This is a genomic window from Rathayibacter tritici (genome assembly GCF_002932875.1).
In the GTDB taxonomy this organism is placed as follows: Bacteria; Actinomycetota; Actinomycetes; order Actinomycetales; family Microbacteriaceae; genus Rathayibacter; species Rathayibacter tritici.
Window position 1 is genome coordinate 1 of the sequence record NZ_PSWS01000075.1, and the last position, 23,677, is coordinate 23,677.

A 23,677-nucleotide genomic window follows, 5' to 3' on the forward strand; every position below is an offset into this window, starting at 1 on the left:
AACCGCGCGCCGATCGCGGTGGTGTCGAGGCCGCCCCGATACGCGAAGCCCGCGAGCGTGGTGGTGAGCGCCGTCCTCGCGCAGGTCGCGCGGACGGCGCTCACCACCACCGTCCCGGTCCTCGCGTATCGGGGCGGCCTCGACACCACCCAGATCGGCGCGCTCTTCGCCGCTCTCGGAGTCATGATGCTGGTGCTCGCGACCGCGACCGCGCTCGTCGGCGTGATCGGCGTCGTGCGCCGGGACCGCCCGCGGCTGCTCTCGGCCATCACCCTCGGTGTCGGCGCGAGCGTCGCAATCGTCGAGCTCGGCGCGCTGGTCGTCCCGCCCCTGGTCGGCCTCTCGCTCCAGTCCTGACCCGCGCCACGGGCCCCGCGGTCGAGCCCGACCGCCCGCCGCGATACGCCAGGATGGACCCATGACGACACGCGTGGACGGCCTCTTCGTCTACCCCGTGAAGGGTCTGACTCCGCAGCCCCTCCCCTGTGTCGCGCTCACGGCCGGCCGCGGCGTCCCCTTCGACCGCACGATCGCGCTCGCCCGTCCCGGCGGTGCCTACCGGCCGGGGATGCGGCACGGCATCTCCAAACGCGAGTACTTCGTGCTCGTCGCCGAGGCCCGCCTCGCCGGCCTGAGCACGCACCTCGACCCCGAGAGCGGCGTGCTCACGATCGATGTCCGCGGGCACCGGGTTCTCACCGCCGATCTCGGCACGGAGGAGGGGCGCGCCGCGCTGCGCTCCTTCGCCGCCCGCGTGCTCGACCTGCCACCCGGCGTCGAGCCAGTGATCGCACAGCACGAGGGTCGCCGCTTCACCGATTCCGCCCGCAGCTCCGACGTCGAGATGGAGTACGTCTCGCTGATCAATCTGGCGAGCGTGCGCGACCTCGCCGATCGCGCCGGCCGGAGCATCGACCCGCTGCGGTTCCGCGGCAACATCCACCTCGAGGGGCTGCCCGCCTGGAGCGAACTCGATCTGCTGGGGCGCGAGCTGACCGCGGGCGGATTGCGGTTGCGGATCACGAAGGCCACCGAGCGATGCGCCGCGACCGAGGTCGAGCCGGGCACCGGACGGCGCGATCTGCCGGTACCGCGGCTGCTGCACGACACCTACGGCCACGAACTCCTCGGCGTCTATGCGGAGGTCCTCGACGGCGGCACGCTCACTGTCGGCGACGAGCTGGTGCTCCGTGGCTGAGCTGCGACTCGTGGTGGCCGAGCGGGAGGCGCTCACCTCGGCCGTCACCCGCTTGGTCCTGCGCAGCGCGGACGGCGCGCCGCTCCCCGGCTACTCGGCCGGCGCGCACCTCACGCTCACCACTCCATCCGGTGATCGCCGCAGCTACAGCCTCGTCGAGCCCGGATCCGCGCAGCCGCCGCAGTACACGATCGCGGTCCGCCGCGAGCCGGAGGGCCGGGGTGGATCCCGGAGCCTCCACGACGATGTGCGCGTCGGCGACGTGCTCGCCTCCGCGCCTCCCGCGAACACCTTCGCGCTCCAGCCCGCCGCCCGGTACCTCCTGATCGCCGGCGGGATCGGCATCACCCCGATCCGCGCGATGGCCGCCGAGCTCCGCGAGCGGGGCTCGGCCGTGCAGGTGGTCTATCTCAGCCGCACCCCGGAGGACACCGCCTGGCTCGACGAGTTCTCGGCCGACGGCTCCCTCGTGCACCACAGCTCGGTTCACGGCCGGCTCGACCTCTGGCCGCTCGTGGCCGAGCCCGACGAGGACGCCCGCGTCTACTGCTGCGGTCCGTCCGCCCTGATCGACGACGTCCTCGCCCTCACCGTGCACTGGCGCCCGAGCCGGATCCACGTGGAGGACTTCGCGGGCGTCGACGCCCTCGGCGGCCGGGCGTCCCCCTTCACCGCTGTCTGGGAGCCGACCGGCGCCGCCGTCGAGGTCCCGGCCGACCGCTCGCTCCTCACAGCGCTCCGCTCCTGGGGGATCGATGTCGATTCCTCCTGCGAGTCGGGCACCTGCGGCACCTGCCGCCTCCGCCTGGTCCGCGGCACGGCGGAGCACCGCGACCTCGTGCTGACCCCCGAGGAGCAGCGCGACTGGATCATGCCGTGCGTCTCGCGCGCCGCCGACGACGAGCTGGTCGTCGGCCCGGAGTGACGCGGCCGGGCGGACGCTGCACAGCGCTCGCGCGGACGCGAGCACGCGCGGCGGCCGAGCGCACCCCCTCGCCCGACGCGCCACCGCTGCCTAGGCTCGTGCCGTGACAGCGGAGACGGACGTGCTCGTGGTCGGCGGCGGTCCGGTCGGGCTTCTGCTCGGCGCGCTCCTGGCGCGGGACGGAGTCGGCGTGCAGGTGTGGGAGCGGCGTCCGGCCGTGCCGCACGGCTCGCGGGCGATCGGCATCCACCCGCCCTCGCTCGACGCATTCGCCGCCGTCGGCGCCGATGTGCCCGTGCTGGCCGAGGCCACCCGCGTCCGCGAGGGCGTCGCGCGCAGCCGCGGGCGCACCCTCGGCACGCTCTCGTTCGCGAGCGCCTCCGCCACGCATCCCTACGTCGTGACGCTCGACCAGCACCGCACCGAGGCGATCCTCCGCGAGCGGCTGGACGCGGCGGCTCCGGAGGCGCTCCGCCCCGGACTCGCGCTGACCGGCCTGCTGCGCCGTGGCTCCCGGGTCGAGGTGACCGGAACCGGGCCCGGCGGCGAGCCGGTCTCGGTCTCCGCCGCCTTCGTCGTCGGCGCGGACGGCGCTCGCAGCACCGTCCGCGAGCTACTCGGGATCCGCACCACCGGCCGCGACTATCCCGACCGTTACGTGATGGGCGACTTCGCCGACCCCGAGCCCGCCGGTCTCACCGGCACCGCGCTGGTCGACGTCGGCCCGGCGGGAGTGGTCGAGTCGTTCCCGCTGCCGGGCGGGAGGCGCCGCTACGTCGCGCTGAGCGGCCCCGACCGCTCACTCGGTGCTCCCGCGTGGCGGCCGGAGGAAGCCCCCGACCAGGAGGCGGCGCTCGCCCTGGCCGTCACCGTCCGCGACCGGACGGGCGCCGAGGCCGATCCAGCGACCTGCACGATGCTCAGCGGCTTCGGGGTGCGGCGTCGCGAGGCCGAGCGGATGGGCGTCGGCCGCGTCGTCCTCATCGGTGACGCCGCTCACGAGATCAGCCCGATCGGCGGGCAGGGTATGAACCTCGGCTGGCTCGACGCCGCAGAGCTCGCTCCCCTGCTCGCCGGTGCCGTCCACCGCGGCGAGGGCGGACCCTGGCCCGACTTCGCTCGGCGCCGCACCATCGCGGCCCGTCGCGCGGCGCGTCAGGCGGAGGCGAACATGGCGCTCGGACGTCCGCTCGGTGTGCTCGCTCACCGCGGCCGCGAGGCGTTCCTCCGCACGGCGCTCGCCCTGCCGACCTCGGATCTGCTCGCCCGCGTCTACGCGATGCGCTGGTCCTGAGCGGCGGCCCGGCCGTTCAGCCGATCAGTCGCGCGCCCGCAAGCCCGAGCTCGACCACCAGCACCAGCGACGCCGCGATGACCAGCCGGAACAGCGTCCGCGTCGGCGGCCCGGTCAGCACCAGGCGGATGCCGGCGGCGGCGAGCACGATCACCGCGAGCGTCCCGAGCACCGCGAGCACCACTCCCGTCCCGCGCACGGGCTGGTCGCCGACGAGCTGACCGCCGAGCACGAGTAGCGCCGCAACCACCAGAGAACCGAACGCGACCACTCCCGAGAGCCGCAGCCCGAGACGGTGCGGGAATCCGCGAACGCCCGTGGCCTCGTCGTCGACCAGGTCGGGGAGCACGTTCGTGCAGTGGATCGCGATGCCGAACACCGCTCCGGTCGCCATCGCCCACCAGGCAGGGAGTCCTCCGTCGCCCGCCGCGACCGCGACCACCGGCAGCAGCCCGAAGGCGACCACGAACGGAGCGACCGACCAGAGCGTGCGCTTGAGCCCCGCGTCGTAGGCCCACCCCGCGGCGACCAGCACCAGGTGAGCGATCGCGGCGACCGGCCCCAGCAGCAGCGAGACCAGCACGGCCGCCGCTGCGGTACCCAGGGCAGCCCCGCGGACCGTGCCCACGCCGATCAACCCCTGCGCGACCGGCTTGTCGGTGCGCCCCACCGCCCGATCGCGGTCGGCGTCGATCCAGTCGTTCGCCAGCCCGATCGAGAGCTGCCCGAGCAGCACGGCGAGCGCCACCAGCACGACCAGCCCGAGCGGATGCCCGGACGCTGAGGCGATCACGGTCGCCAGCACGGTGACGGTCACGGTCGGCCCGGGGTGCGAGGAGGCCAGCAGGAGTCGCACCCGGGACGTCATCTTGCCAGCCTACGGTCGCCGCGGTGCTGCTGGGCGTCAGCCTCGTCGCGAGCGCCGGGCCGCACGGTCGGCGAAGGCGTCCAGCGCCCGGATGACGTCGTCGGCGATCCAGAGCCGGTTCCGCCGGTACGAGTTCGCAGTGCGCAGGACGCCGACCTCGGTGAGTGCATCCAGAGCGCGGTAAGTCCCCGCTGCGGAGATCCCAAGCCGCTCGGCCACCAGGGTCGAGGACAGCACGGGCTGCTCGAGCGCGAGGTCCGCGACACGCCTGGCCGAGTGATGCGGGCGCAGGCCTCCGATCCGGTCGATCCACCCCGCACGGACCTCCTCGAGGTCGGCGACGAGGACGCGACCGTTGCCGACAGCGAAAACCGAGGCGGCACTGAAGGCGAGAACCATGGCGTCGGCGTCGCCCTCACGGTAGGCGCCGAGCGCTGCGTAGTAGGCGTCCACATCGTGCAGGAGACCGGCGGAGATGGGGATGGTCAGCGTCGTCGTCAGGCGCGCTGCCCGGAGCATCGCCTGGACGAGGGCGCGGCCGGTCCTGCCGTTGCCGTCGGGGAACGGGTGGATGGTCTCGAACTGCGCGTGGGCGAGTGCGGCGTGCGTCAGGGCGGGGACGTCCGTGCGGGCGACGAACGCGATCAGGTCCTCGATCGCCGACTCCACCCGCTCATGCCGAGGAGGGACGAAGGCAGCCCCGTGGGGGCTGACGCCGGATCCGCCGATCCAGACCTGCTCGTCCCGGTAGCGGCCGGTCAGTTCGGGGCGGTGATCGGCCAGCAGCGCGGCGTGCAGGTCGATCACGCTTCGAGAGTCGAGGCGGTCCGCGAGTGCGAGGGCCGCCTGCAGGGCGCGGACGTTGCGGACGATGAGGGACGCGTTGCCGCTGTCCCGCTCCCCGATCTCAGTCTCCGCGATCGCCCGCGCACCGCTGGTGAGGTTCTCGATCTGCGAGGACGACGCCGATTCGCTGCGGAGCAGGATGGAGGCGAACGGGAGCAGAGAGAACCCGACCTCTGCGTCGAACCGAGTGAGCAGCGCCGATGCGTCCGCCGCCTCGGCGACGACGGCCGGACTGATCTCGACCGGGACCTCCGCGAGCAAGGGCGGGACAGCCGCTTGGTACTCGCCCCTGCTGGCCTCCCACTGTCGTCGCGTGAGGAGTTCGCGGGGCGTCTTCGACGCCCAGGCTAAGGTCTCGTAGTGCACGGGCGGCCATTCGCTCATGAGAACAAGGGTAGTTCTTACTCTCACTTGCAGCCAGAAGTGAGAACATGGCTTTCCTTACTCTCACTTCTGGGCGGAAGCGAGAACAACGACGTCGGCACGCTCGCTCCTGGCGAGGAGAGAGGACGCCTGTCGCGTTCTCGCTGCGGCCCGCGCTTTCAGGGTCGGCGCGCGGTGTCCGCATCCGCCCGTACCGGGAATGGCCCGGCCTGGGGCAGGGTTGCACCACCCGGCACCCCGACTCAGGAAGAAGGCCTCGTGGACCTCGTGCACTGGCTGTTCGACGCGCAGATCGTCCTCGGCGATCAGACCGTGCTCTGGCGGGAGGTCATCGGTAACGTCTTCGGGCTGCTCAGCGCTCTTGGCGGGATGCGGAGGAAGGTCTGGGCCTGGCCCGTCGGCCTGGTCGGCAACGTGCTGCTGTTCACGGTCTTCATGGGTGCCCTGTTCGGCACGCCGAACCCCGTCACCCTGCTCGGCCAGGCCGGGCGGCAGGTGATGTTCATCCTGGTCAGCATCTACGGCTGGTACCGGTGGACGCACCGCCCGGACGACTCCGCGACCCTCATCGAGCCGCGCTGGGCGTCCTGGCGCACACGCGGCCTGCTGGTGCTCGGCATGGTCGGCGGCACCGCGGTGCTGACGCCCGTGTTCCGCGCGCTCGGCTCCTACGAGCCGGTCTGGAGCGACGCGTGGATCTTCGTCGGCTCCGTCCTCGCCACCTACGGAATGGCCAAGGGCTGGGTCGAGTTCTGGCTCATCTGGGTGGCGGTCGACCTGGTCGGCGTGCCGCTGCTGTTCTCGGCCGGCTACTACGCATCCGGGCTGATGTACGTCTTCTACGGCGCGTTCACCCTGGTCGGCTTCTTCGTCTGGATGCGGCAGGGCACCCGCCCGTCCGCCGCTGCGGTCACGGTCGGCTAGCTCTCGCCAGGAACGGACGCCATGCTTCCCGAGGACAGTGCCGTGCTCGACTGCTGGTTCGCGCCCACGCCGAAGTCGGCCTGGCCGATACCCACTCCACAGGTGCACATGCGGCAGGGCAGAGGCTCCGTGCTGACCGGCCGATCGCCTGCACGTCTGATTGGATGTGCAGATGACCGAGGACCTCGAACCAGCCGCCGAGCTGTTCAAGGTGCTCTCCTCGTCCTCACGACTGCGCCTCTTACGGGCGCTCGCGGCCGAACCATCGACGGTCGGGCACCTCGCCGAGAGCACCGGGCTCTCGCAGCCCCTCGTCTCGCAGCATCTGCGTACCCTCCGGGCCGCCGGTCTGGTCGCGGTCGAGCGAGTCGGCCGCGAGGCGCACTACTCCGTCGCCGACACTCACGTCAGCCACATCGTGGACGATGCGGTGCGGCACGCTCTCGAGAGCTGACCCGCCCGGGACCCCCAGCAATTGGCGCGCCGCAGACCGAGGATTCTTCGTTATATCGGCCTCGCTCGGAGGCACGTAAAGTGTGCTCACACGCGCCCGCGGACGGGCGAGTCGCCCGCGAGGGCGCCCCGGTCCAGCGTCGGAGGCGCCGATCACAGAGAGCCGCGGTGCCCCGATGCCGGAAGACAAGCCCGCGTCGCGGGCGCCGAGCATCTACGACGTCGCCCGCGCCGCCGGGGTCTCGCACCAGACGGTCTCCCGCGTCCTGAACGACCATCCCAGCCTGCGCGCCGAGACCAAGAAGCGCGTGCTCGACGTGATGGCCGAGCTCGACTACCGCCCCAACCTCGCCGCGCGGGCGCTGGTCACCAGCCGCACCCGCACAATCGGGGTGCTCTCGTCGCAGAGTCTGCAGTACGGCCCCGCGTCGAGTATCCAAGCCATCGAAGTCGCGTCGCGCGACGCCGGATACCTGGTCGTCACGGCGAACGTCGACGGCACGGACGGCGCGTCCATCCAGGCGGGAATCCGCCACCTGCTCAACCAGGCGGTCGAGGGACTCGTGGTCGTGGCCCCGCAGATCCGGGTGTTCGACATCCTGTCCGGAGTTGCGCTGCGCATTCCGCACGTGACCCTGCAGACGAGCGAGGACGACCGCGACGACGCACTCTACGTCGACCAGATGGCGGGCGCCCGCATCGCCACCGGCCACCTGATCGACCTCGGACACACCGAGATCGTGCACCTCGCTGGACCGCAGGACTGGATCGAAGCGGAGGCGCGAATGCGCGGCTACCTCGCCGAACTCGATCACCGCTCTGTCCCGCTGCGCCCGCCGATCCTGGGCGACTGGAGTGCCGAGCGCGGGCACCGCGTGGGCCTGGAGCTCTCGCGCTTCATCGACTTCACCGCGGTCTTCGCCGGCAATGATCAGATGGCGCTCGGGCTGATGAGCGCGTTCCACGAGCGCGGCGTCCGCGTCCCCGAAGACGTCAGCGTGATCGGCTTCGACGACATCCCGGAGGCGGCGTTCTACTGGCCGCCGTTGACCAGCGTCCGCCAGGACTTCGTCGAACTGGGACGTCGGTGCGTGGCCGCCCTGCTCAGCCTGATCGAGGGCGGGCGGCCGGAGGCGGGCGCGCCCATCGCGCCGCAGCTGGTCGTGCGCGGGTCCACGGCCGTTCCCCGCTCGGTCAGCGCCCGCGCCGCTCGCGCCTGATCGGCGAGCCCCGCGCCCGTTACCGAGTCGAGACGTCAGCGTTGACACGAAGGGCACCGGCGGGGCTAGCATGACGCAATGTGATCGCTCACATGGCATCACATCTCCGCCCCGATTCCGAGGGCGGCCCTGCATCCACTGCATTCAATGACGAAGGAATCACAGTGACCACAATGAAGCGCGCTCTCATCGCCGGTATCGCCGGCGGAGCGATGATCCTTTCTCTCGCCGCCTGCTCCTCCGGAACCGGTGGCGGCTCGGGCTCGGGATCCGGTGACGGCGGCCTCGTCGGCGTCGCGATGCCGACCAAGTCGTCCGAGCGCTGGATCGCTGACGGCAACAACGTCAAGTCGCAGCTCGAGGAGGCCGGTTACCAGGTCGACCTGCAGTACGCCGAGGACGACATCCCCACTCAGGTCTCGCAGCTCGAGAACATGATCACCAAGGGCGCCAAGGCCCTGATCGTCGCGTCGATCGACGGCACCACGCTCACAAGCGTCCTCGAAGAGGCCAAGGCCAACGACATCCCCGTCATCGCCTACGACCGCCTCATCCGCGACTCCGAGAATGTGGACTACTACGCCACCTTCGACAACTACAAGGTGGGTGTCCAGCAGGCCACCTCGCTCCTCGCGGGCCTCGGTCTGACCGACCTCACCGGCGCGAAGGCCGCCGCCGCCCCCGCCGGACCCTTCAACGTCGAGCTGTTCGCCGGAAGCCCCGACGACAACAACGCCACCTTCTTCTTCAACGGCGCAATGGACACTCTGAAGCCGTACATCGACGACAAGACCCTCGTGGTCAAGTCCGGCGAGACCGACTTCAACACCGTCGCCACTCTTCGCTGGGACGGCGAGGTCGCCCAGAGCCGCATGGAGGACATCCTCACCAAGACGTACTCCGACGGCTCCAAGGTCCAGGGCGTCCTCTCGCCCTACGACGGCCTCAGCCGCGGCATCATCTCGGCTCTGACCGACGCCGGCTACACCGTCGGCTCCGACTTCCCGATCATCACCGGTCAGGACGCCGAGCTCGACTCCGTCAAGGCGATCATCGCCGGTGAGCAGTACGCGACCATCTACAAGGACACCCGCGAACTCGCCAAGGAGGCCGTGACGATGGCCCAGGCCGTCCTCGAGGGCACGGAGCCCGAGGTCAACGACACCGACACCTACGACAACGGCAAGAAGGTCGTCCCGTCCTTCCTGCTCGACCCGGTCATCGTCACCAAGGACCAGATCCAGTCCGTCCTCGTCGATGGCGGCTACTACACCGACGCCGAAGTCAACGGCTGATCCGAACGCGGCCCTCAGCGGGGCGATCTGCGGCGTTGTCGTCGGTCGCGATACCTCCGGTATCGCTCCCTTCTCCGCCTTTCAGCTCACCCCGCTGAGAACCGCGGGGACGGTTCCGGGGACGGAAACGGTCTGAACTCGCGTCACCTGCGGTGACGAGCACACTTGCGCCGGGCCTCCGAGAGGGGGCCCGGCTCTACGAAGGAAGGGAGGCGGCGTGACTACGAACATCCTCGAGATGCGCGGCATCACCAAGACGTTCCCGGGCGTAAAGGCGCTCCAGGACGTCACGCTCAACGCACAGCGCGGCGAAGTCCACGCAATCTGCGGGGAAAACGGCGCCGGTAAGTCGACGCTGATGAAGGTCCTGTCGGGCGTGTACCCGCACGGCACCTACGAGGGCGACATCGTCTTCGAGGACGAGGTGATGCAGTTCGCCAGCATCCGCGACTCGGAGGCGAAGGGCATCGTCATCATTCACCAGGAGCTGGCGCTCAGCCCCTATCTCTCCATCGCGGAGAACATCTTCCTCGGCAATGAGGTGCGCGGTTTCGGCGGTCTGATCGACTGGAACAAGACCAACCAGGAGGCCGCATCGCTGCTGGCCCGGGTCGGTCTGCGCGAGAACCCGACCACCAAGATCCTCGACATCGGAGTCGGAAAGCAGCAACTCGTCGAGATCGCGAAGGCGCTCTCCAAGCGGGTCAAGCTGCTCATCCTCGATGAGCCCACTGCGGCCCTGAACGACGAGGACTCGGACCACCTGCTCGACCTGATCCTGCACCTCAAGGAGCAGGGAATCACGTCGATCATCATCAGCCACAAGCTGAACGAGATCAAGAAGATCGCGGACACCGTCACGGTCATCCGTGACGGCAAGACCATTGAGACGATCGCGCACGACGACGTCACCGAGGACCGCATTATCAAGGACATGGTCGGCCGCGACCTCGACCATCGTTACCCGGACCACACTCCGCACATCGGTGAGGAAATCCTGCGCGTGGTCGACTGGACGGCCCACCACCCTCAGGACCCGAACCGCGTCATGGTCGACAAGGTCAACCTGACCGTGCACCGCGGCGAGATCGTCGGCATCGCGGGCCTCATGGGCGCCGGGCGCACCGAGTTCGCAATGAGCCTCTTCGGCCGCTCCTACGGCAGCCGCATCTCGGGTCAGGTCTTCAAAGCCGGCAAAGAGATCAAGATCCGTAACGTCTCGGAGGCGATCGCCCACGGCCTCGCCTACGCCACCGAGGATCGCAAGCACTACGGCCTCAACCTGATCGACGACATCAAGCGAAACATCTCGCTCGCCTCGCTCGACAAGGTGGCCCGCGGCGGACTGGTCGACGACAACCGCGAATTCGAGGTCGCCAACGAGTATCGCGGCAGCATGAACATCAAGTCGCCGACCGTGCTCGCCAAGACCGGGAAGCTCTCCGGCGGTAACCAGCAGAAGGTCGTCTTGTCGAAGTGGATCTACTCCGACCCGGACGTCCTCATCCTCGACGAACCCACCCGCGGCATCGACGTGGGAGCGAAGTACGAGATCTACACCATCATCAACCGGCTCGCGGCGCAGGGTAAGGGGATCATCGTCATCTCCTCCGAGCTGCCGGAACTGCTCGGCATCTGCGACCGCGTCTACGCGCTGTCGGAGGGCCGGATCACGGGCGAGCTGCCCATCGCCGAGGCGACGCCCGAGGCGGTCCTCACCCTCATGACTCAGGAGAAGCAACGATGACCGATCTGCAGAACGAACCGTCCACCGCGGCGGGAGCGCAGGTGAAGCCCACGGAGAACGCCTTCACCAAGCGCCTCAGCCACGTGCTGGGCGACCTCGGCAAGAACGGCATCTTCATCGCCCTGATCGTGGTGGTGCTGCTGTTCGAGGTGATGACCGGCGGTATTCTGCTCCGCCCGCAGAACATCTCCAACCTGATCGTGCAGAACGGCTACATTCTGATCCTCGCCATCGGCATGGTGATGGTGATCGTCGCCGGGCACATCGACCTCTCGGTCGGCTCGGTCGCGGCGTTCGTCGGAGCGATCTCGGGCGTCTTCGCGGTCACCATGGGTCTCCCGTGGTGGCTGTCGATCGTCCTCTCCCTCCTGATCGGCGCGGCCGTCGGAGCGTGGCAGGGCTTCTGGATTGCGTACGTCGGGATCCCGGCGTTCATCGTGACGCTGGCGGGCATGCTGATCTTCCGCGGTCTGGCGCTCGTCGTCCTGGGCAACGCGAACATCGGCTCCTTCCCCACCGAGTACCGCGCGCTGGGCAACGGCTTCCTCACCGATCTCTTCGGCGAGACCGAGCTCGACCCGCTGTCGCTCGTCATCGGCGCGCTCGCGATCGTCGCCTTCACCGTGCAGTCCGTGCGCACCCGCCGCGGCCGGCAGAAGTACGCGCAGAGCGTCGAGCCGGGGGCCTGGTTCGTCACCAAGCTCGTCCTGGTCGCCGTCGTGATCGGCGCCTTCTCGTTCGCGCTGGCCACCTTCAAGGGCATCCCGGTCACCCTGATCGTGCTCGCCGTGCTCGTCCTGATCTACGGCGTGGTCATGAACCGCTCGGTGTTCGGCCGTCACGTCTACGCCATCGGCGGCAACCTGCACGCCGCGGAGCTCTCGGGCATCAAGACCCGCAACGTCACGTTCTGGCTGTTCGTCAACATGGGTGTTCTGGCGGCGCTGGCCGGGCTCGTCTTCACCGCGCGGCTCAACCTCGCCGGACCGAAGGCTGGCGACGGCTTCGAGCTCGAGGCCATTTCAGCCGCGTTCATCGGCGGTGCGGCCGTCCAGGGCGGCGTCGGCACCATCGGCGGTGCGATCATCGGTGGTCTGATCATCGGCGTCCTCAACAACGGCATGTCGATCATGGGTATCGGCATCGAGTGGCAGCAGGCGGTCAAGGGCCTCGTGCTCCTGCTCGCGGTCGCCTTCGACGTCTACAACAAGCGCCGCTCGGGCGGACGCTAGGCCCTGCGGTCGTGCCCGATTGGTCGCGGTTCCTGCCGCTGAGCACGGGGCTCTCGGTCGACGAGACTGGTGTCAGCAACGACTGGCGCCCCCTCGTCGCCGAGAGGCTCGACCGCCTCGCCGTCCTGGCCCCCTCCCCCTCCACTGCGGAGGGAGAGGTGGCCAGTCGCGTCTCTCGGGACGCCCTGCTCGGAGACCTCATCGTGCGGCTCTCGAGCAGCACCGGCCAGCGCCTCGCGACGCGGATGGGCGCCCGCGAGGCCGCCACCCCTCCCCCGCCCGCCGATCTCGCGTCGGCCCTGGCCGCTCTCGCCACCGCTCGCCGCTCGGGCGAGGGGCCCCGATCGGTCGCCGAGCTGGTCGAGGTCGTCCGTGTCGAGCTCGCCCTTTCTCCCGCGCCGGTCCCGCTCTCATCTCGCGTCACCGGGGCCGTGGCGCTGGACCGCCTGCAGCGCGCACCGCTCGCGATCCGCGCCGCCGTCCGCGGGCGAACCCTCGCTCCGACCGACGCCGAGTGGGAGCTGGGGTCGGGCCCCGCCCTGCGCGTACCGACCGACGGGATCCTCCGCTTTTTGCTCGGGATCGGGCCCTTCCCGGCAATCGCCCCAGGCGACGAGATAACTCCGTAAGCGAGCTGATTGTGGTGGGGGTGGGGCCATGAGCAAGAGACGCTCGCACAGAGATCGCTCGCATCACGACGGGCCGAAAGCATTGTGCCATTTTTTCCCGCTACAGTGGACCGCGGCGAGATAAAATGGCACAATGCTTTTCATGAGTAGCCGCACGCTGTCGCATTGCGATATTCTCCCACTTCGCGGGCTCGTCGACACACTGCACTCTCTTTTGCTAGCAGAAGTTGTCGACGACCATACGGTTGGAAGAATCCGTGTCTCGCTGACGGAAAGCGGGCCTGTGCCAGGGGGACAATACCGATTCTGCCGATATAGATATACGACAAGGAGGACACCGCACTCCGGATGGGAGCCTATTCATTGACGAATCGCTCACGAGCCAAGATTCTCACATGCAGAACTGCGAATACCACGCTCGCGCTAACAGAAAGCGCAACGGCAACCATATAGGCTAAGTTGACAGAAACTAACTCGGAGACCAATCCACCAATTCCATCCCCTATAGGAATTCCGATCCCAAGAGTGAGCAGTCTTCCGGCAATAGCCACCCGTCCCTGTAGACGATCCTCCGCAAGACTCTGACGCAAGGAGGCAGCGCCGACAAAGACGACCACAAAAGGAACTGCCCACACCCCCATGAACACAATCAGCGTTAATTGCGACGTTGCCAAAACCACGCCTACCAAACAGATAGCCGCAAGTAAGAAAGCAGCTGAACAGATGAACGCCGAGTTCCGAGCGAACTGAACTTTCGTAAGAACCCAAGACCCGAGGACCGACCCTAGAGCGATCGCTGTATAAACCTGAGCAACGACCGAAGCGCCCTGTTCGGGTCCATAACGCACTGAGATCAACACGATGAGTTGTCCGAGGATGAGGCCTTCTGAGAGAGCGAAAAATAACGCTGCTGCCGTTGTCTGCGTTACTAGGCGAGTCTTCCATACAAAGACAAAGCCGGAAAAGACGGCTGGCCAAGTCAGCTTTTCCCTCGGCTCCCTCGTTGCAGGGTCGAGACGGCCACGAATAGACCAGAGCAAGAATGCGGAGCCCACCATGGCGAAGGCTTCTACGAAGAAGACGTCTTCGGCGCTTATCCTTCCGAGGGCTATTCCTGCAGCCAAAGGCGCCGCGATCTCCACTAGTGCAGCAGATCCCGAGACCAGTGCGTTTGCCCGCTGCAATTGTTTCACTCCTACGATCGTCCACAGAGCTCCCGCGTTCGCGGCATCGGTTGCGACAAACAAGACATTGGTCGCGACCAGACCTGTAACGAGAAGAGGAAGGCTGAAGCCGTCAAGAAGGATAGCGAGCGGTATTGTGGCTAAAACTAGCCCCCGAAGAAGATTGCATATGACAAGGACGGGTCCGCGCGGCCAGCGATCGACTATGTGGCCGACAGGTATGCCAAAAGCGAAATAACTCACTCCGCCGATTCCTGCGACAAGGCCAGTGATGGCAGCGGAGTTGGTAGCGGTGTAGACGATCACGGGAACGACAAGTGTGGTTGCTGCCGCCCCCGCAATCGAGATCAGTCTCGCCATCAAGTAGATTATGAAAACGACACTGCGAGCCACGGGTGCTGAAGGTGAGGCGTCTGACGTCAACTCAGGGGCGGACTGACTTCAGATATCCGACTCGGAGTAGCGTTTGGACAAGCGCCACCGCCGCAGAATCGCCAGCATGGGCACTCAACTCCGCCACGGTGATGACGGGATCTCGTTGAAGGATTTGAAGAGCAGGAATCGCACGGTCGTCCATGCGAAAAGTGCGAAGGCCCACTTTTACGTCTACCTTGCCGTCCCGAGCATCTTCAATGACAAGGGCGGCCTGCCCTTCGGCTCTCACTAGACTGGTCAATTCGCCGAGGGAAGCTTCGGACTCCGCCATAGCCTCAAAGAAATTGATGTGTCCTGTACCGATCTGATTCGAGGCAGTGACGATCGCTCGCTTCGACATCGTCGATAGATCTAAAGAATCGAGCTTGAGCACAAGCCGCTGGACGGCGCGACTGAGCACTTCGGTCACGTCGTGGGCCCGTGATTCGTTTAGCGTCGGCTGTTCGGAGAACGATTCATCGCCTTCGGTAACATCTTTCACTATGTCTTGAAGAAGTTCGGAGAGCGAGCGCGGCTTAGTAGTAACAGAGAGATGAAACGACATCTGGTCGACTGATGACGCGACATGCGGGGTGCCCCAGGGAAGGTATAATACATCGCCTGGATTCATAACGAATTCCATCGTCGGCTCACCCAATGTTTGCGGATCTAGCGCGTAGCCGGCCGAGGGGCGCGGGATGATGGTTTCCCAAACGCTCCATTTCTTCTGCCCATAAAGCTGGATGACAAAAACTTCGGTACTGTCCAGATGGGGCGCGAATCCTTGAACTCGACCTCCGGGGGTCAGGAACGACACCACGTCGCTTCGGCAACCAAGTGTTCGGGACAAAGTAGTGGCGATCTGTCGAAGATTTGCATTGAAGTGATTCATCGAATTCCATGTGATAGTCGCTCCGCCCTGGAATGCCTGAATCACTTTTACCGGGTCGACCACGTCATCCATGTGAGAGAGTTGGACTCGCGTCAGTTGAGTGAAGACTCCGTCCCGAATCTGATCGCCTCCCTTAGCCATCCGAAAATATGGAGGGCGAATCGCTTCGCTCGTGAGCAGATCGTCGATCTCACCGAGGGTAAGCAGCTCATGAGGGGCGGCGATTGCGCCTACACGTAGTAACGGCTTTTTGTCTCGATACTCATCGAGGAATGTGGCCGTGTTGCCGGCGAGGTCTTCGAAATCAACTTTGGTCACGGTTGTGCCTTTCTTGCGCCAGAGATGGGAAGGGTCGAGCGGGGCGAAAATCTTTGGGGAGGCCGGTGCTGCTCAGAACGGGGTGACCCGCACCGAGAAGGTAAGTCGGGAACTCTTCCGACGGGTCGAGTCCTAAGAGCTCGCTGACGAGGGAGTCCTCAAACGCTGCAGTCTGGAACGGTCCCAGATTGAGAGCTGTCGCAGCTAACGCAAAAGTCTGGGCAACATGCCCCGCGTTGTAGATCCAGGTGCGGTAGGCACGAGGATGACGGTATTTGTGAGCGATCCTGGTAATGACAGATGTCATGAACACCGAGAATGCTGAATCGACTGCGTGCGGCTGTCGCGCAACAAGGGGAAGTAGACCTTCCCGATCAGGCAGTGCCGCGATCAACTCGAGAGAGTGCTCGAGGATATTGTAGTGATAGATAGCTGATTCCACGTCGGATATATTGAACGCGAGAACATAAGCTTCCACGTCATGCCGAGATCCGCCGGCAGGGCTCACTTTAACAAGTTGCGTCCCCAGTGGTCCGGTATCCTGAAATCCCGTGACGCCGAAGGAGCGTTCGAGAATGGTAGCGAGATCGCTTAGACTCACCGGGCTTCCGCTGAAATCTCTATGGGTTCGTCGCTTTGCAAATGCTTCATCGATTTGCATTGATAGCGGGGGTCGGAGCCGGGGGAGATAAAGACGCGCAGCTTCCGGGTAGCTCTTGACTCGAGCGGGCTGTTCGCGCTGCCCGAAATTCTGGGTAATGTCGGAAGCTCTTTCTGAGCGGAAGGCGACAAATCCGACGTCTAGAGTGGCGTGATGAAATGCGAGGGCATCGGGGCCGAACGCTTCGGCCCATTTACTTCTTGTCTGATTGGCGGTGGTTGTCTCTTCTACGAATCCGAACTTGAGAAGAGCATCAAGGAGACTCTTGATGGCGAGTCGATTGTCTTCGGGATACTCGGCGAGGAGGGCTTCGAAGTCAACAGGCCTCGCAAGCCGGTTGATAAGGGCTAGGACGTCACCCGTGACAGCGAGTCGGTCTCTCGTTCCGTGATTGCTTAGAACCGCTTTCCCGTTATCCCATCGGACGGTCAGGTTTGTGCTCTGGATTAGTGCCATGATCGCCCCGCGCGGTAGTGAGTATGATGCGGGGCGGACGTAAGCGTCCGCCCCGCTGATTCGGAATCGTCAGCTGATGTTCGCCAGTGCGACGAGTTCCGAAGCATCTGCGATCAGCTCGATGTCGAGATCCATGTCTTTATTCATTCGATCACCTCCTTTTTCGTGGGTTTTGCTTACTCGCCCCGGTTGGGTCGGTCGATCATGTGATCGAGGTCGGATAATGAGGATTCCGCATAAACCGTGCGTTGATATTAACCGAACCTCCAGCTTCTTGCAACCACAGTTAAGCCCCCTAAGGAAGGGGGATGTGGGGACATCGTGTTCCTCAAAACCCCGCACCGCCTGCACGTCACGCTAGCTCCCGACCGCACCGCCCGCGTCCGCTGAAAGACGGAGCCGCTGCACGGGGGCCCACTCGGCTCACTGCGGGCCCCGCGCTGACCGCGGCGCCGGCTCCTGCTTTACCGAACCTGCGGCTTCCGTCTCTCAGGGAACGAGGTCGAGCCCGGTCTCTCTCGCGAAGCTCTCGAGCGCTGCATCGAGGACGGCATGCGACAGCGGCTCGTGGAAGTCGGGACGAGGCGGCAGAGCGTCTGCTGCGCGCTCCCACAGCGAGATCGACCGGGCGGCGGGCAGGTTGGAGGAGGCGTAGAGAAGGCCGTCGATGTCCGGATAGGTCTCGTAGACGGCCACGGCCCACTTCCGCGCTGCCCCCCGGGAACCGCTGGAGATCGCGGCGTTGCCCCCGGCGAGGGTGATCCAGCTCGAGTCCGCGAGATCGAGCAGGGACAGTGCGCGCCGAGGCCGCATCGTGACGAAGTAGGGGTCGTCCTTCGAGCGCTCGATGACTCCGCGATCGCGGAAGCACTCGACGAGAGCCGTGCGCAGGGCGGGCATCTGCCGACCGCGGGCGTCCGGGAGCGTGGGGGCCACGTACATGACGCCGTGATCGGGATGGTGCCCCTGCGGAAGAGGGTGGTGGTCGAACCGCGACCCGGTCGGCCCGAACGACCGGAACCGATTCCAGTCGATCGGGTGCGGGCCTCCGCGTGGGTAAATCCGGCCGACGGTCACGTCGGTTCCGAGACGCCGCACGTGGCCGACGGAGAGAGCGGGAAACCTGGACCGGTCGGGGTCCGGCAGCCGCTCGCTCACGGAAGTAGGAAGCCGTTCGTGAGCACCTCGACGGCTTTCGCCGAGTCGCCGCCGCTCGCGAGCCAGTCGCGCGGACTGACCGGCCCGCCCTCGAGCAACAGCTCCTCCGAGGGCTCGGTGACGATGCGGAACACGGCGAGAGGGTGCGCATCGTCCGGTATCCTCCGCGCAAGCTCGGTCCAGCCGGGAAGTTCATCGGACTGCGTGAACTGGAACTCCGGGAAGCGGTGCGGGGTCTGCCCTGGAAATGCGTACAGAGTGTGATCGGCCGCTCGCTGCCTGACGCGGCTCGTGCTCACCTGCAGAAGAGCGGCGACGTCGGAGGTGCTGAGCGACCGCCCGCGAAGGCCGGCCCACGCCGCTTGCGACCGTATGGAAGCACGCTCTTCAAGCGGCGGCATCTCTCCAACGAACGATCCCGCCGCTCGGAGCGCCGCCTCCTGCTCCCGCGTCGCAATGCCCGAGGTCGCCCGCGGCGCCGCCGTCGCCGCGTCGGCGATACCCTCGATCAGCTTCAGAACATCCGCTCCAGAACTCTCGACGCGACGCAGGGCCGCGGTGAGACGCGAGAGCCCGGGCACCCGGTCGGCAGCACCGGCGAGCAGCTCCTCGAGCGCGGCCAGGCTCGAGCTGCGTCCGTGATCGTTGACTGCGAGGGTCATCGCGCCTCCTAGCGCTCGCTAACGGAGCTAGCCTACGCCAGTCTCACGGCCGGACGACAGAACGGCTCCGGACGACAGAACGGCTTTCGACGACCTCGCCCGGGAGAAAAGACGTGGCGGAGCCGCCGGGACGCGTGTCTCAGCCTCTCGCCGGTCACCTCGATCGCACGCCGCGCCCCGCACTCACTCCTGGGCGAGCGCCACTGCCACGACGAGCGCCGAGTGCACCGCCGGCTCCGAGACCGCGAAGTAGCGGCTCGATCCCTCGATCCACGCCTCCGTGGCACCCTCGCGGGTGCGGAAGCGCACGGGCTCGACGCTCGAGGTGCCGCGCCCGTCAGCCTTGGCGACCGCTTGCGCGCGCAGATCGGCGAGCACCTGCTCCGCCGTCGTCACGCCCGCGGTCACCCGGTCGCGGACGCTCCGGGTGCGCGCCGCGTCGATCCCGACATCGCGTCCCCTCGCCAGGGCCGCCACAACCGCGCCCTCGCAGTGCGCGATACTGATCCGCATCCGCTTCAGCCCCCGGTGGTCCCCGCGGAGCACCGGGCGCCCGTGCGGGCCGGAGCAGCGCTCGCAGCGCGCGTCCACCGCGACCGCCAGCGGATCGATCCCGAGCGTCTCCGCGGCGAGCTCGCGCACGAGCACCCGGCCCAGGAGGAAGCTGTCGCGGACCTCGCGCCGCCCTGTCGCCTCGTAGCGCAGGCGCTCGGCCAGGGTGAGCAGGCGCAGCATCCGGTGCCGAGCGGAGTCGAGGACTTCGGGCCGCGCCCAGCGCAGCTGCACGTCGTCGGTAGCGAGAAGAGGGAGTCCGGTCATGGCCCGGACGTTACGCGCGGCGGGCGACATCGGCGTGACGGGAGGGTGGCCGGAGGGGAACGGACGGCTGTTGACTGGGAGACGTGCAGACCTTCCTCCCCTACCCCGACCTCCACCGCAGCCTCCGCGCCCTCGACAGCAAGCGGCTGGGGAAGCAGCGCGTCGAGACGCTGCAGGTGATGCGGGCGTTGACCGTGCCCGGGTACGGCTGGCAGAACCACCCCGTCACGCGGATGTGGCGGGGGTACCGCCCCGCGCTGATGGCTTACCAACGCGAGACCTGCGCCGAGTGGGCACGGCGCGGCTTCGTCGACACCTGCCTCGCGAAGACGCAGGACGCGCTCGCGGCCGTGCCGGAGGACCTCGCCGCCTACCTGGCCGGCGACTACCCGCTCCCGCCGTGGTTCGGCGACGAGCGCCTGCACCGCTCCCACCGCTCCCAACTCCTCACGAAGGACGAGGAGCACTACGCGCCGCTGTTCCCCGATACACCGTCGGGGCTCGACTACGTCTGGCCCGTCGGAGCCTGAGCTCGGGCGGCGGGTAGGCGCAGGAAAGGGATTGCGATGAACGCGAGGAAGCCGAGCGCGTCAGACAGGGCGCCCGTGGGCGCTGTAGCGGCAGCGCGCTGCTGCGGGGCCGGCACGGTCTGCGGTGCCGTCCCGTCGGTCGGGCGGGGATCAGAGGAGGCGCTCGCCATGCGGACGGCCTAGGAGAACGCACTCCCCGGATCCCGATCGGCGTGTCTGCGGGCCTCCAGTGTCCTTTTCCGGCCCTCCGGCGTCTCCTCCCGGCCCTCCGGCGCCCGGTCGGGCCTTCGTCTTCCGGGGCTCTCGGGTTAGTCTGTCGAGATTGACCTGCCGCAGAAAGCGGTCAGGGCGTCGGCCGCGGTCGTCGCAGTATCCGGGGGGATTCGCGAAGGAGAAAGTGTGGCGTCCGAAAGAAGGACCACCGGAAGCGTGATCAAAGCGATCGCCGGCTTCCTGGGCATGAGCGTCGTGGCCGGAGTCCTCGTGACCGCCACCGTCACCCCCGCGGTGGCACTCGCGGGAGTCGCAGCGAACCAGTCGATCGGCGTCTTCGCCGGCCTCCCCGACTACCTCGAGGTCGACAAGCTCTCCGAGAAGAGCAACATCTACGCGACCCGATCGGACGGGTCGTCGCAGCTGCTCGCCTCCTTCTACGTCGAGAACCGGGTCGAGGTGCCGCTCGACCAGATCGCGCAGGCCGCCCGCGACGCCGCCATCTCGGGGGAGGACCCCCGCTTCTACGATCACCGGGGGGTCGACCTCCCCGGCACCCTCCGCGCCGTCGCGCAGACCTACGTGCTCGGCAACGACGTGCAGGGCGGATCCTCGATCACCCAGCAGTACGTCAAGAACGTGCTCGTCGAGAAGGCCGTCCGCAACATCACGGACGACGGCGAGCGTGCCGCCGCGATCGACGAGGCCACCCGAACCTCGCCCGAGCGCAAGCTCCGCGAGATGAAGCTCGCCATCGGCCTCGAGAAGCAGTACACGAAGGACCAGATCCTCCAGGGCTACCTCAACATCGCGTTCTTCGGAGGAACCACCTACGGTCTCGAGTCCGCCGCGAACTACTACTACGACACGACGGCCGCGAACCTCTCGATCGCTCAGGCCGCGAGCCTGATCGCGATCGTCAACAATCCGTCCGTCCTGAGGATCGACCAGCCCGACAACGCCGACAACGGCGCGGCGAACGGCTACGCCCGCAACAAGGACCGCCGCGACTACATCATCGGCAAGATGCTCAACGAGGGGAAGATCTCGCAGGCGGACCACGACAGCGCCGTCGCGACGGCGATCGAGCCTCGTATCACCCAGCCCAGCACCGGATGCTCGACCGCCGGCAACGCGGGCTTCTTCTGCGACTACGTCACCAACGTGCTGAAGAACAACGAGATCTTCGGCGCTGACGAGGACACCCGCTGGAGCAACTTCCGCCGCGGCGGCCTCGACGTGTACACGAGCCTCGACCTGGACCTGCAGAACGCGGCGCAGAAGAACCTCGACGCGCAGGTCCCGCGCACGATGTCGAACTTCGACGTCGGAGCGGTAGTCGTGAGCGTGCAGCCCGGCTCCGGCCGCGTGCTCTCGATGGCGCAGAACAAGACCTACTCCCAGGACCCGGAGGTGCTGGCGGAGGATCGGAGTGCGACGAGCGTCAACTACAACACCGACTTCGCCTACGGCGGCTCCGCCGGATTCCAGCCCGGATCCACCTACAAGATCTTCACGCTGATGGAGTGGCTCAAGGAGGGGCACAGCCTCAACGAGACCGTGGACGCTCGCGTCCGCTCCGACTGGGGCACCTTCGAGGACAGCTGCAATGCCGACGGCACCTGGTCCGCTCGGGGCTGGTCACCGAAGAACGACGAGGGCGGCAACGGCGGATTCTGGACGGCGGCGTTCAACACGAAGAACTCCGAGAACACCGGCTTCGTCGCGATGGCGAAGAAGCTCGACCTCTGCTCCATCAAGGGCACGGCCGAGTCGTTCGGCGTGCACCGCGCCAACGGCGAGACCCTCGGCGAGAACGGATCCGCGGTCCTCGGCACCGAGGAGATCGCTCCGCTCACGATGGCGTCGGCCTTCGCCGGCATCGCCGCGGGCGGGACCGTCTGCGACCCGATCGCGATCGACAAGATCGTTGATTCGAGCGAGACCTCGCTGCCAGTCCCGGGCAACAACTGCCGCCAGGCGATCGAACCGAACGTCGCCGCCACCGCAGCGGTCGCTCTCCAATCCACCTTCGACGGGGGAACGACCACAGAGAGCAACCCTCGCGACGGCACTCCCCTGATCGGCAAGACCGGAACGACCGACAACGCGCTTGCGACGTGGATGAGCGGCGCGAGCACGAAGGTCGCGACCGTCGTCGGCGTCGTGAACGTCAATGGTTTCGTCAACCAGCGGAACGTCACGTTCCCCTCCGGCCCCGTGGCGCGCGCCCGCCACCGCATCTGGATGCCCTATATGCAGGTGGCCGACGCCAAGTATGGCGGCGATGCGTTCCCGAAGGCTGACGGCTCGCTCCAGATGGAGCCTAAGGCGTCCGTCCCCGATGTGGCGGGACTCAGCGTCGCCGACGCGAAGGCGAAGCTGGACTCCGCAGGATTCGGCCTGATTGAGGGCGGCTCCGAGGCGAGCGACGCGGCGGCCGGCACGGTCACCCGCGCGACCCCGTCCGGCAGCGCGGCGCCGGGATCCGCGATCACCGTGTTCACGAGCTCCGGCAACCAGAAGACGGTGCCGACCGTGACGGGCCAGGGTCTGGAGGCGGCGAAGAACGCGTTCGGAGCCGCCGGCTTCACGAAGATCACGCTCGCCTGCGCCGAGGACCCGAAGGCACCAGACGCCGGACAGGTCACCGGGCAGGAGCCGTCGGGCGGCTCCCCCGTCGCAGCCGACGCCACCCTCAGGGTGACGATCAGCGCGAAGAAGTGCCCCTGACCCACACCTTCGGCTCGTGAAAACGCGTCCGGCACGCGCAGATCCTCGGATCCCGCGAGCCGGACGCGTTTCTGCGAGCCGAGGAGGGCGCTACTAGCCGCGACCCCGGATCGCTCCGACGATCGCGACCGTCGCGAAGTAGACGATCAGCGCCAGGACCCCGAACGACGCGAGCGCCCCGCTGGCCTCGGCGTAGGGCCGCCGCGTGTCCGTCATCGTGCCGGGCATGACGATGTCGAGGGCGAACAAGCCCACCGCCAGGCCGAAGCAGACCAGGCTCAGCACGAGCAGCGCCCGGACCGCCTTGCCCACGGGGTCGTAGTAACGCGGGTGTGACATCGTGCCTCCGGTTCTCGTGCTCCCGTGTCTATCCCGCCCGGCTCCCCCTGGCAACCCGCGCTCCTCCCCTCGGTCGCATCCCTCCCCCTCCGCGAGATGCCACTTGGGTAGGCGACACGCCGGGCGAAGCGGTCCCAAGTGGCATCTCGCGAGGCGCGGACGGCGGGGGCGGCGGCGGTTATGCGGCTCTTCGCAGTTGAGGGTGTAGCCGTACGAGTGTGGGGTCGGCGCGTCGTGGCCGGGAGTGGGGTCGAGGTCTTCCGATGATGGAGGTTCCTACGCC

General features: G+C 67.3%; 22 protein-coding genes. 13 read left to right on the plus strand and 9 right to left on the minus strand.

The window, feature by feature from the left end; genetic code table 11:
• From C5D07_RS15860 to C5D07_RS14535, 4 genes are all read left to right on the plus strand, one after another.
• Positions 1-357 (plus strand): hypothetical protein (locus tag C5D07_RS15860; RefSeq protein WP_170063559.1); only part of this gene is annotated, 357 nt, incomplete at its 5' end.
• Between the two features lie 61 nt (positions 358-418).
• A complete protein-coding gene (locus tag C5D07_RS14525; protein ID WP_104259636.1) occupies positions 419-1,198 on the plus strand; it encodes an MOSC domain-containing protein in 780 nt (259 codons plus the stop codon).
• Positions 1,191-2,123 carry a PDR/VanB family oxidoreductase gene (locus C5D07_RS14530; RefSeq protein ID WP_170063560.1) on the plus strand — a complete coding sequence of 311 codons (933 nt, stop codon included), beginning with the start codon at positions 1,191-1,193 and terminating at the stop codon, positions 2,121-2,123. Before C5D07_RS14525 ends, C5D07_RS14530 begins: the two co-directional genes overlap by 8 nt.
• A 103-nt stretch (positions 2,124-2,226) precedes the next feature.
• Positions 2,227-3,417, plus strand: a complete 1,191-nt coding sequence (locus tag C5D07_RS14535; RefSeq protein WP_104259638.1) for an FAD-dependent oxidoreductase — start codon at positions 2,227-2,229, stop codon at positions 3,415-3,417.
• Positions 3,418-3,433: 16 nt separating this feature from the next.
• Here C5D07_RS14535 and C5D07_RS14540 read toward each other — a convergent pair whose 3' ends face one another.
• Together C5D07_RS14540 and C5D07_RS14545 are read right to left on the minus strand one after the other, a co-directional pair.
• Positions 3,434-4,285, minus strand: coding sequence for a UbiA family prenyltransferase (locus C5D07_RS14540; RefSeq protein ID WP_068255071.1), 852 nt, complete (start codon positions 4,283-4,285; stop codon positions 3,434-3,436).
• A 36-nt stretch (positions 4,286-4,321) separates the two neighbouring features.
• Positions 4,322-5,515: a Fic family protein gene (locus C5D07_RS14545; protein ID WP_068255074.1), complete on the minus strand. Its 1,194-nt coding sequence runs from the start codon at positions 5,513-5,515 to the stop codon at positions 4,322-4,324.
• Positions 5,516-5,773: 258 nt separating this feature from the next.
• On the opposite strand from C5D07_RS14545, the gene pnuC reads away from it, so the two are divergent.
• The 7 genes from pnuC (at position 5,774) to C5D07_RS14580 (ending at position 13,015) form a co-directional block, all read left to right on the plus strand.
• Complete coding sequence (pnuC, locus tag C5D07_RS14550) at positions 5,774-6,439, plus strand: nicotinamide riboside transporter PnuC (protein WP_104259639.1); 666 nt, start codon at positions 5,774-5,776, stop codon at positions 6,437-6,439.
• A gap of 172 nt (positions 6,440-6,611) precedes the next feature.
• Positions 6,612-6,893, plus strand: coding sequence for an ArsR/SmtB family transcription factor (locus C5D07_RS14555; protein ID WP_068255080.1), 282 nt, complete (start codon positions 6,612-6,614; stop codon positions 6,891-6,893).
• A gap of 175 nt (positions 6,894-7,068) precedes the next feature.
• A complete protein-coding gene (locus C5D07_RS14560) occupies positions 7,069-8,112 on the plus strand; it encodes a LacI family DNA-binding transcriptional regulator (protein ID WP_068255088.1) in 1,044 nt (347 codons plus the stop codon).
• A gap of 173 nt (positions 8,113-8,285) precedes the next feature.
• Positions 8,286-9,407, plus strand: coding sequence for a multiple monosaccharide ABC transporter substrate-binding protein (gene chvE / locus C5D07_RS14565; protein WP_068255095.1), 1,122 nt, complete (start codon positions 8,286-8,288; stop codon positions 9,405-9,407).
• Between the two features lie 217 nt (positions 9,408-9,624).
• The gene (gene mmsA / locus C5D07_RS14570) at positions 9,625-11,154 is read left to right on the plus strand and encodes a multiple monosaccharide ABC transporter ATP-binding protein (protein WP_068255099.1); all 1,530 of its coding nucleotides are present in this window, start codon (positions 9,625-9,627) and stop codon (positions 11,152-11,154) included.
• Positions 11,151-12,386: a multiple monosaccharide ABC transporter permease gene (mmsB, locus tag C5D07_RS14575; RefSeq protein ID WP_068255102.1), complete on the plus strand. Its 1,236-nt coding sequence runs from the start codon at positions 11,151-11,153 to the stop codon at positions 12,384-12,386. Before mmsA ends, mmsB begins: the two co-directional genes overlap by 4 nt.
• 11 nt (positions 12,387-12,397) lie before the next feature.
• The gene (locus C5D07_RS14580) at positions 12,398-13,015 is read left to right on the plus strand and encodes a hypothetical protein (RefSeq protein WP_068255105.1); all 618 of its coding nucleotides are present in this window, start codon (positions 12,398-12,400) and stop codon (positions 13,013-13,015) included.
• 356 nt (positions 13,016-13,371) lie between these two features.
• Here the strand turns inward: C5D07_RS14580 and C5D07_RS14585 are convergent, their stop codons facing one another.
• From C5D07_RS14585 to C5D07_RS14605, 6 genes are all read right to left on the minus strand, one after another.
• Entirely contained in the window at positions 13,372-14,559 is a 1,188-nt protein-coding gene (locus tag C5D07_RS14585) for an MFS transporter (protein ID WP_249028248.1), read from the minus strand.
• A gap of 64 nt (positions 14,560-14,623) precedes the next feature.
• Positions 14,624-15,823, minus strand: coding sequence for a cupin domain-containing protein (locus C5D07_RS14590; protein WP_170063561.1), 1,200 nt, complete (start codon positions 15,821-15,823; stop codon positions 14,624-14,626).
• On the minus strand, positions 15,810-16,940 hold the full coding sequence (locus tag C5D07_RS14595) for a SagB/ThcOx family dehydrogenase (RefSeq protein WP_104259642.1): 1,131 nt from the start codon (positions 16,938-16,940) through the stop codon (positions 15,810-15,812). The genes C5D07_RS14590 and C5D07_RS14595 overlap by 14 nt, the downstream gene beginning before the upstream one ends.
• A 489-nt stretch (positions 16,941-17,429) precedes the next feature.
• Positions 17,430-17,882, minus strand: a complete 453-nt coding sequence (locus C5D07_RS14600; protein WP_335720329.1) for a hypothetical protein — start codon at positions 17,880-17,882, stop codon at positions 17,430-17,432.
• 212 nt (positions 17,883-18,094) lie between these two features.
• On the minus strand, positions 18,095-18,760 hold the full coding sequence (locus C5D07_RS15865; RefSeq protein ID WP_068255118.1) for a hypothetical protein: 666 nt from the start codon (positions 18,758-18,760) through the stop codon (positions 18,095-18,097).
• 183 nt (positions 18,761-18,943) lie between these two features.
• Positions 18,944-19,579, minus strand: a complete 636-nt coding sequence (locus C5D07_RS14605; RefSeq protein WP_068255121.1) for a 4'-phosphopantetheinyl transferase family protein — start codon at positions 19,577-19,579, stop codon at positions 18,944-18,946.
• Between the two features lie 83 nt (positions 19,580-19,662).
• Between C5D07_RS14605 and C5D07_RS14610 the strand changes: the two genes are divergently transcribed.
• A complete protein-coding gene (locus C5D07_RS14610) occupies positions 19,663-20,109 on the plus strand; it encodes an MSMEG_6728 family protein (RefSeq protein ID WP_068255124.1) in 447 nt (148 codons plus the stop codon).
• A gap of 429 nt (positions 20,110-20,538) precedes the next feature.
• The gene (locus C5D07_RS14615; RefSeq protein WP_249028249.1) at positions 20,539-23,055 is read left to right on the plus strand and encodes a transglycosylase domain-containing protein; all 2,517 of its coding nucleotides are present in this window, start codon (positions 20,539-20,541) and stop codon (positions 23,053-23,055) included.
• Between the two features lie 93 nt (positions 23,056-23,148).
• On the opposite strand, the gene C5D07_RS14620 is transcribed toward C5D07_RS14615, so the two are convergent.
• Positions 23,149-23,394, minus strand: a complete 246-nt coding sequence (locus C5D07_RS14620; protein WP_068255129.1) for a hypothetical protein — start codon at positions 23,392-23,394, stop codon at positions 23,149-23,151.
• Between the last annotated feature and the right edge of the window lie 283 nt (positions 23,395-23,677).

Coding starts and splice junctions, on each gene's coding strand:
- C5D07_RS14595 (WP_104259642.1), bottom strand. CDS start 16,940: ATGGCACTAATCCAGAGCACAAACCTGACCGTCCGATGGGATAACGGG.
- C5D07_RS14540 (WP_068255071.1), bottom strand. CDS start 4,285: ATGACGTCCCGGGTGCGACTCCTGCTGGCCTCCTCGCACCCCGGGCCG.
- C5D07_RS14600 (WP_335720329.1), bottom strand. CDS start 17,882: ATGTACGTGGCCCCCACGCTCCCGGACGCCCGCGGTCGGCAGATGCCC.
- C5D07_RS14620 (WP_068255129.1), bottom strand. CDS start 23,394: ATGTCACACCCGCGTTACTACGACCCCGTGGGCAAGGCGGTCCGGGCG.
- C5D07_RS14605 (WP_068255121.1), bottom strand. CDS start 19,579: ATGACCGGACTCCCTCTTCTCGCTACCGACGACGTGCAGCTGCGCTGG.
- chvE (WP_068255095.1), top strand. CDS start 8,286: ATGAAGCGCGCTCTCATCGCCGGTATCGCCGGCGGAGCGATGATCCTT.
- C5D07_RS14585 (WP_249028248.1), bottom strand. CDS start 14,559: ATGGCGAGACTGATCTCGATTGCGGGGGCGGCAGCAACCACACTTGTC.
- C5D07_RS14560 (WP_068255088.1), top strand. CDS start 7,069: ATGCCGGAAGACAAGCCCGCGTCGCGGGCGCCGAGCATCTACGACGTC.
- mmsB (WP_068255102.1), top strand. CDS start 11,151: ATGACCGATCTGCAGAACGAACCGTCCACCGCGGCGGGAGCGCAGGTG.
- C5D07_RS15865 (WP_068255118.1), bottom strand. CDS start 18,760: ATGACCCTCGCAGTCAACGATCACGGACGCAGCTCGAGCCTGGCCGCG.
- C5D07_RS14545 (WP_068255074.1), bottom strand. CDS start 5,515: ATGAGCGAATGGCCGCCCGTGCACTACGAGACCTTAGCCTGGGCGTCG.
- C5D07_RS14525 (WP_104259636.1), top strand. CDS start 419: ATGACGACACGCGTGGACGGCCTCTTCGTCTACCCCGTGAAGGGTCTG.
- C5D07_RS14555 (WP_068255080.1), top strand. CDS start 6,612: ATGACCGAGGACCTCGAACCAGCCGCCGAGCTGTTCAAGGTGCTCTCC.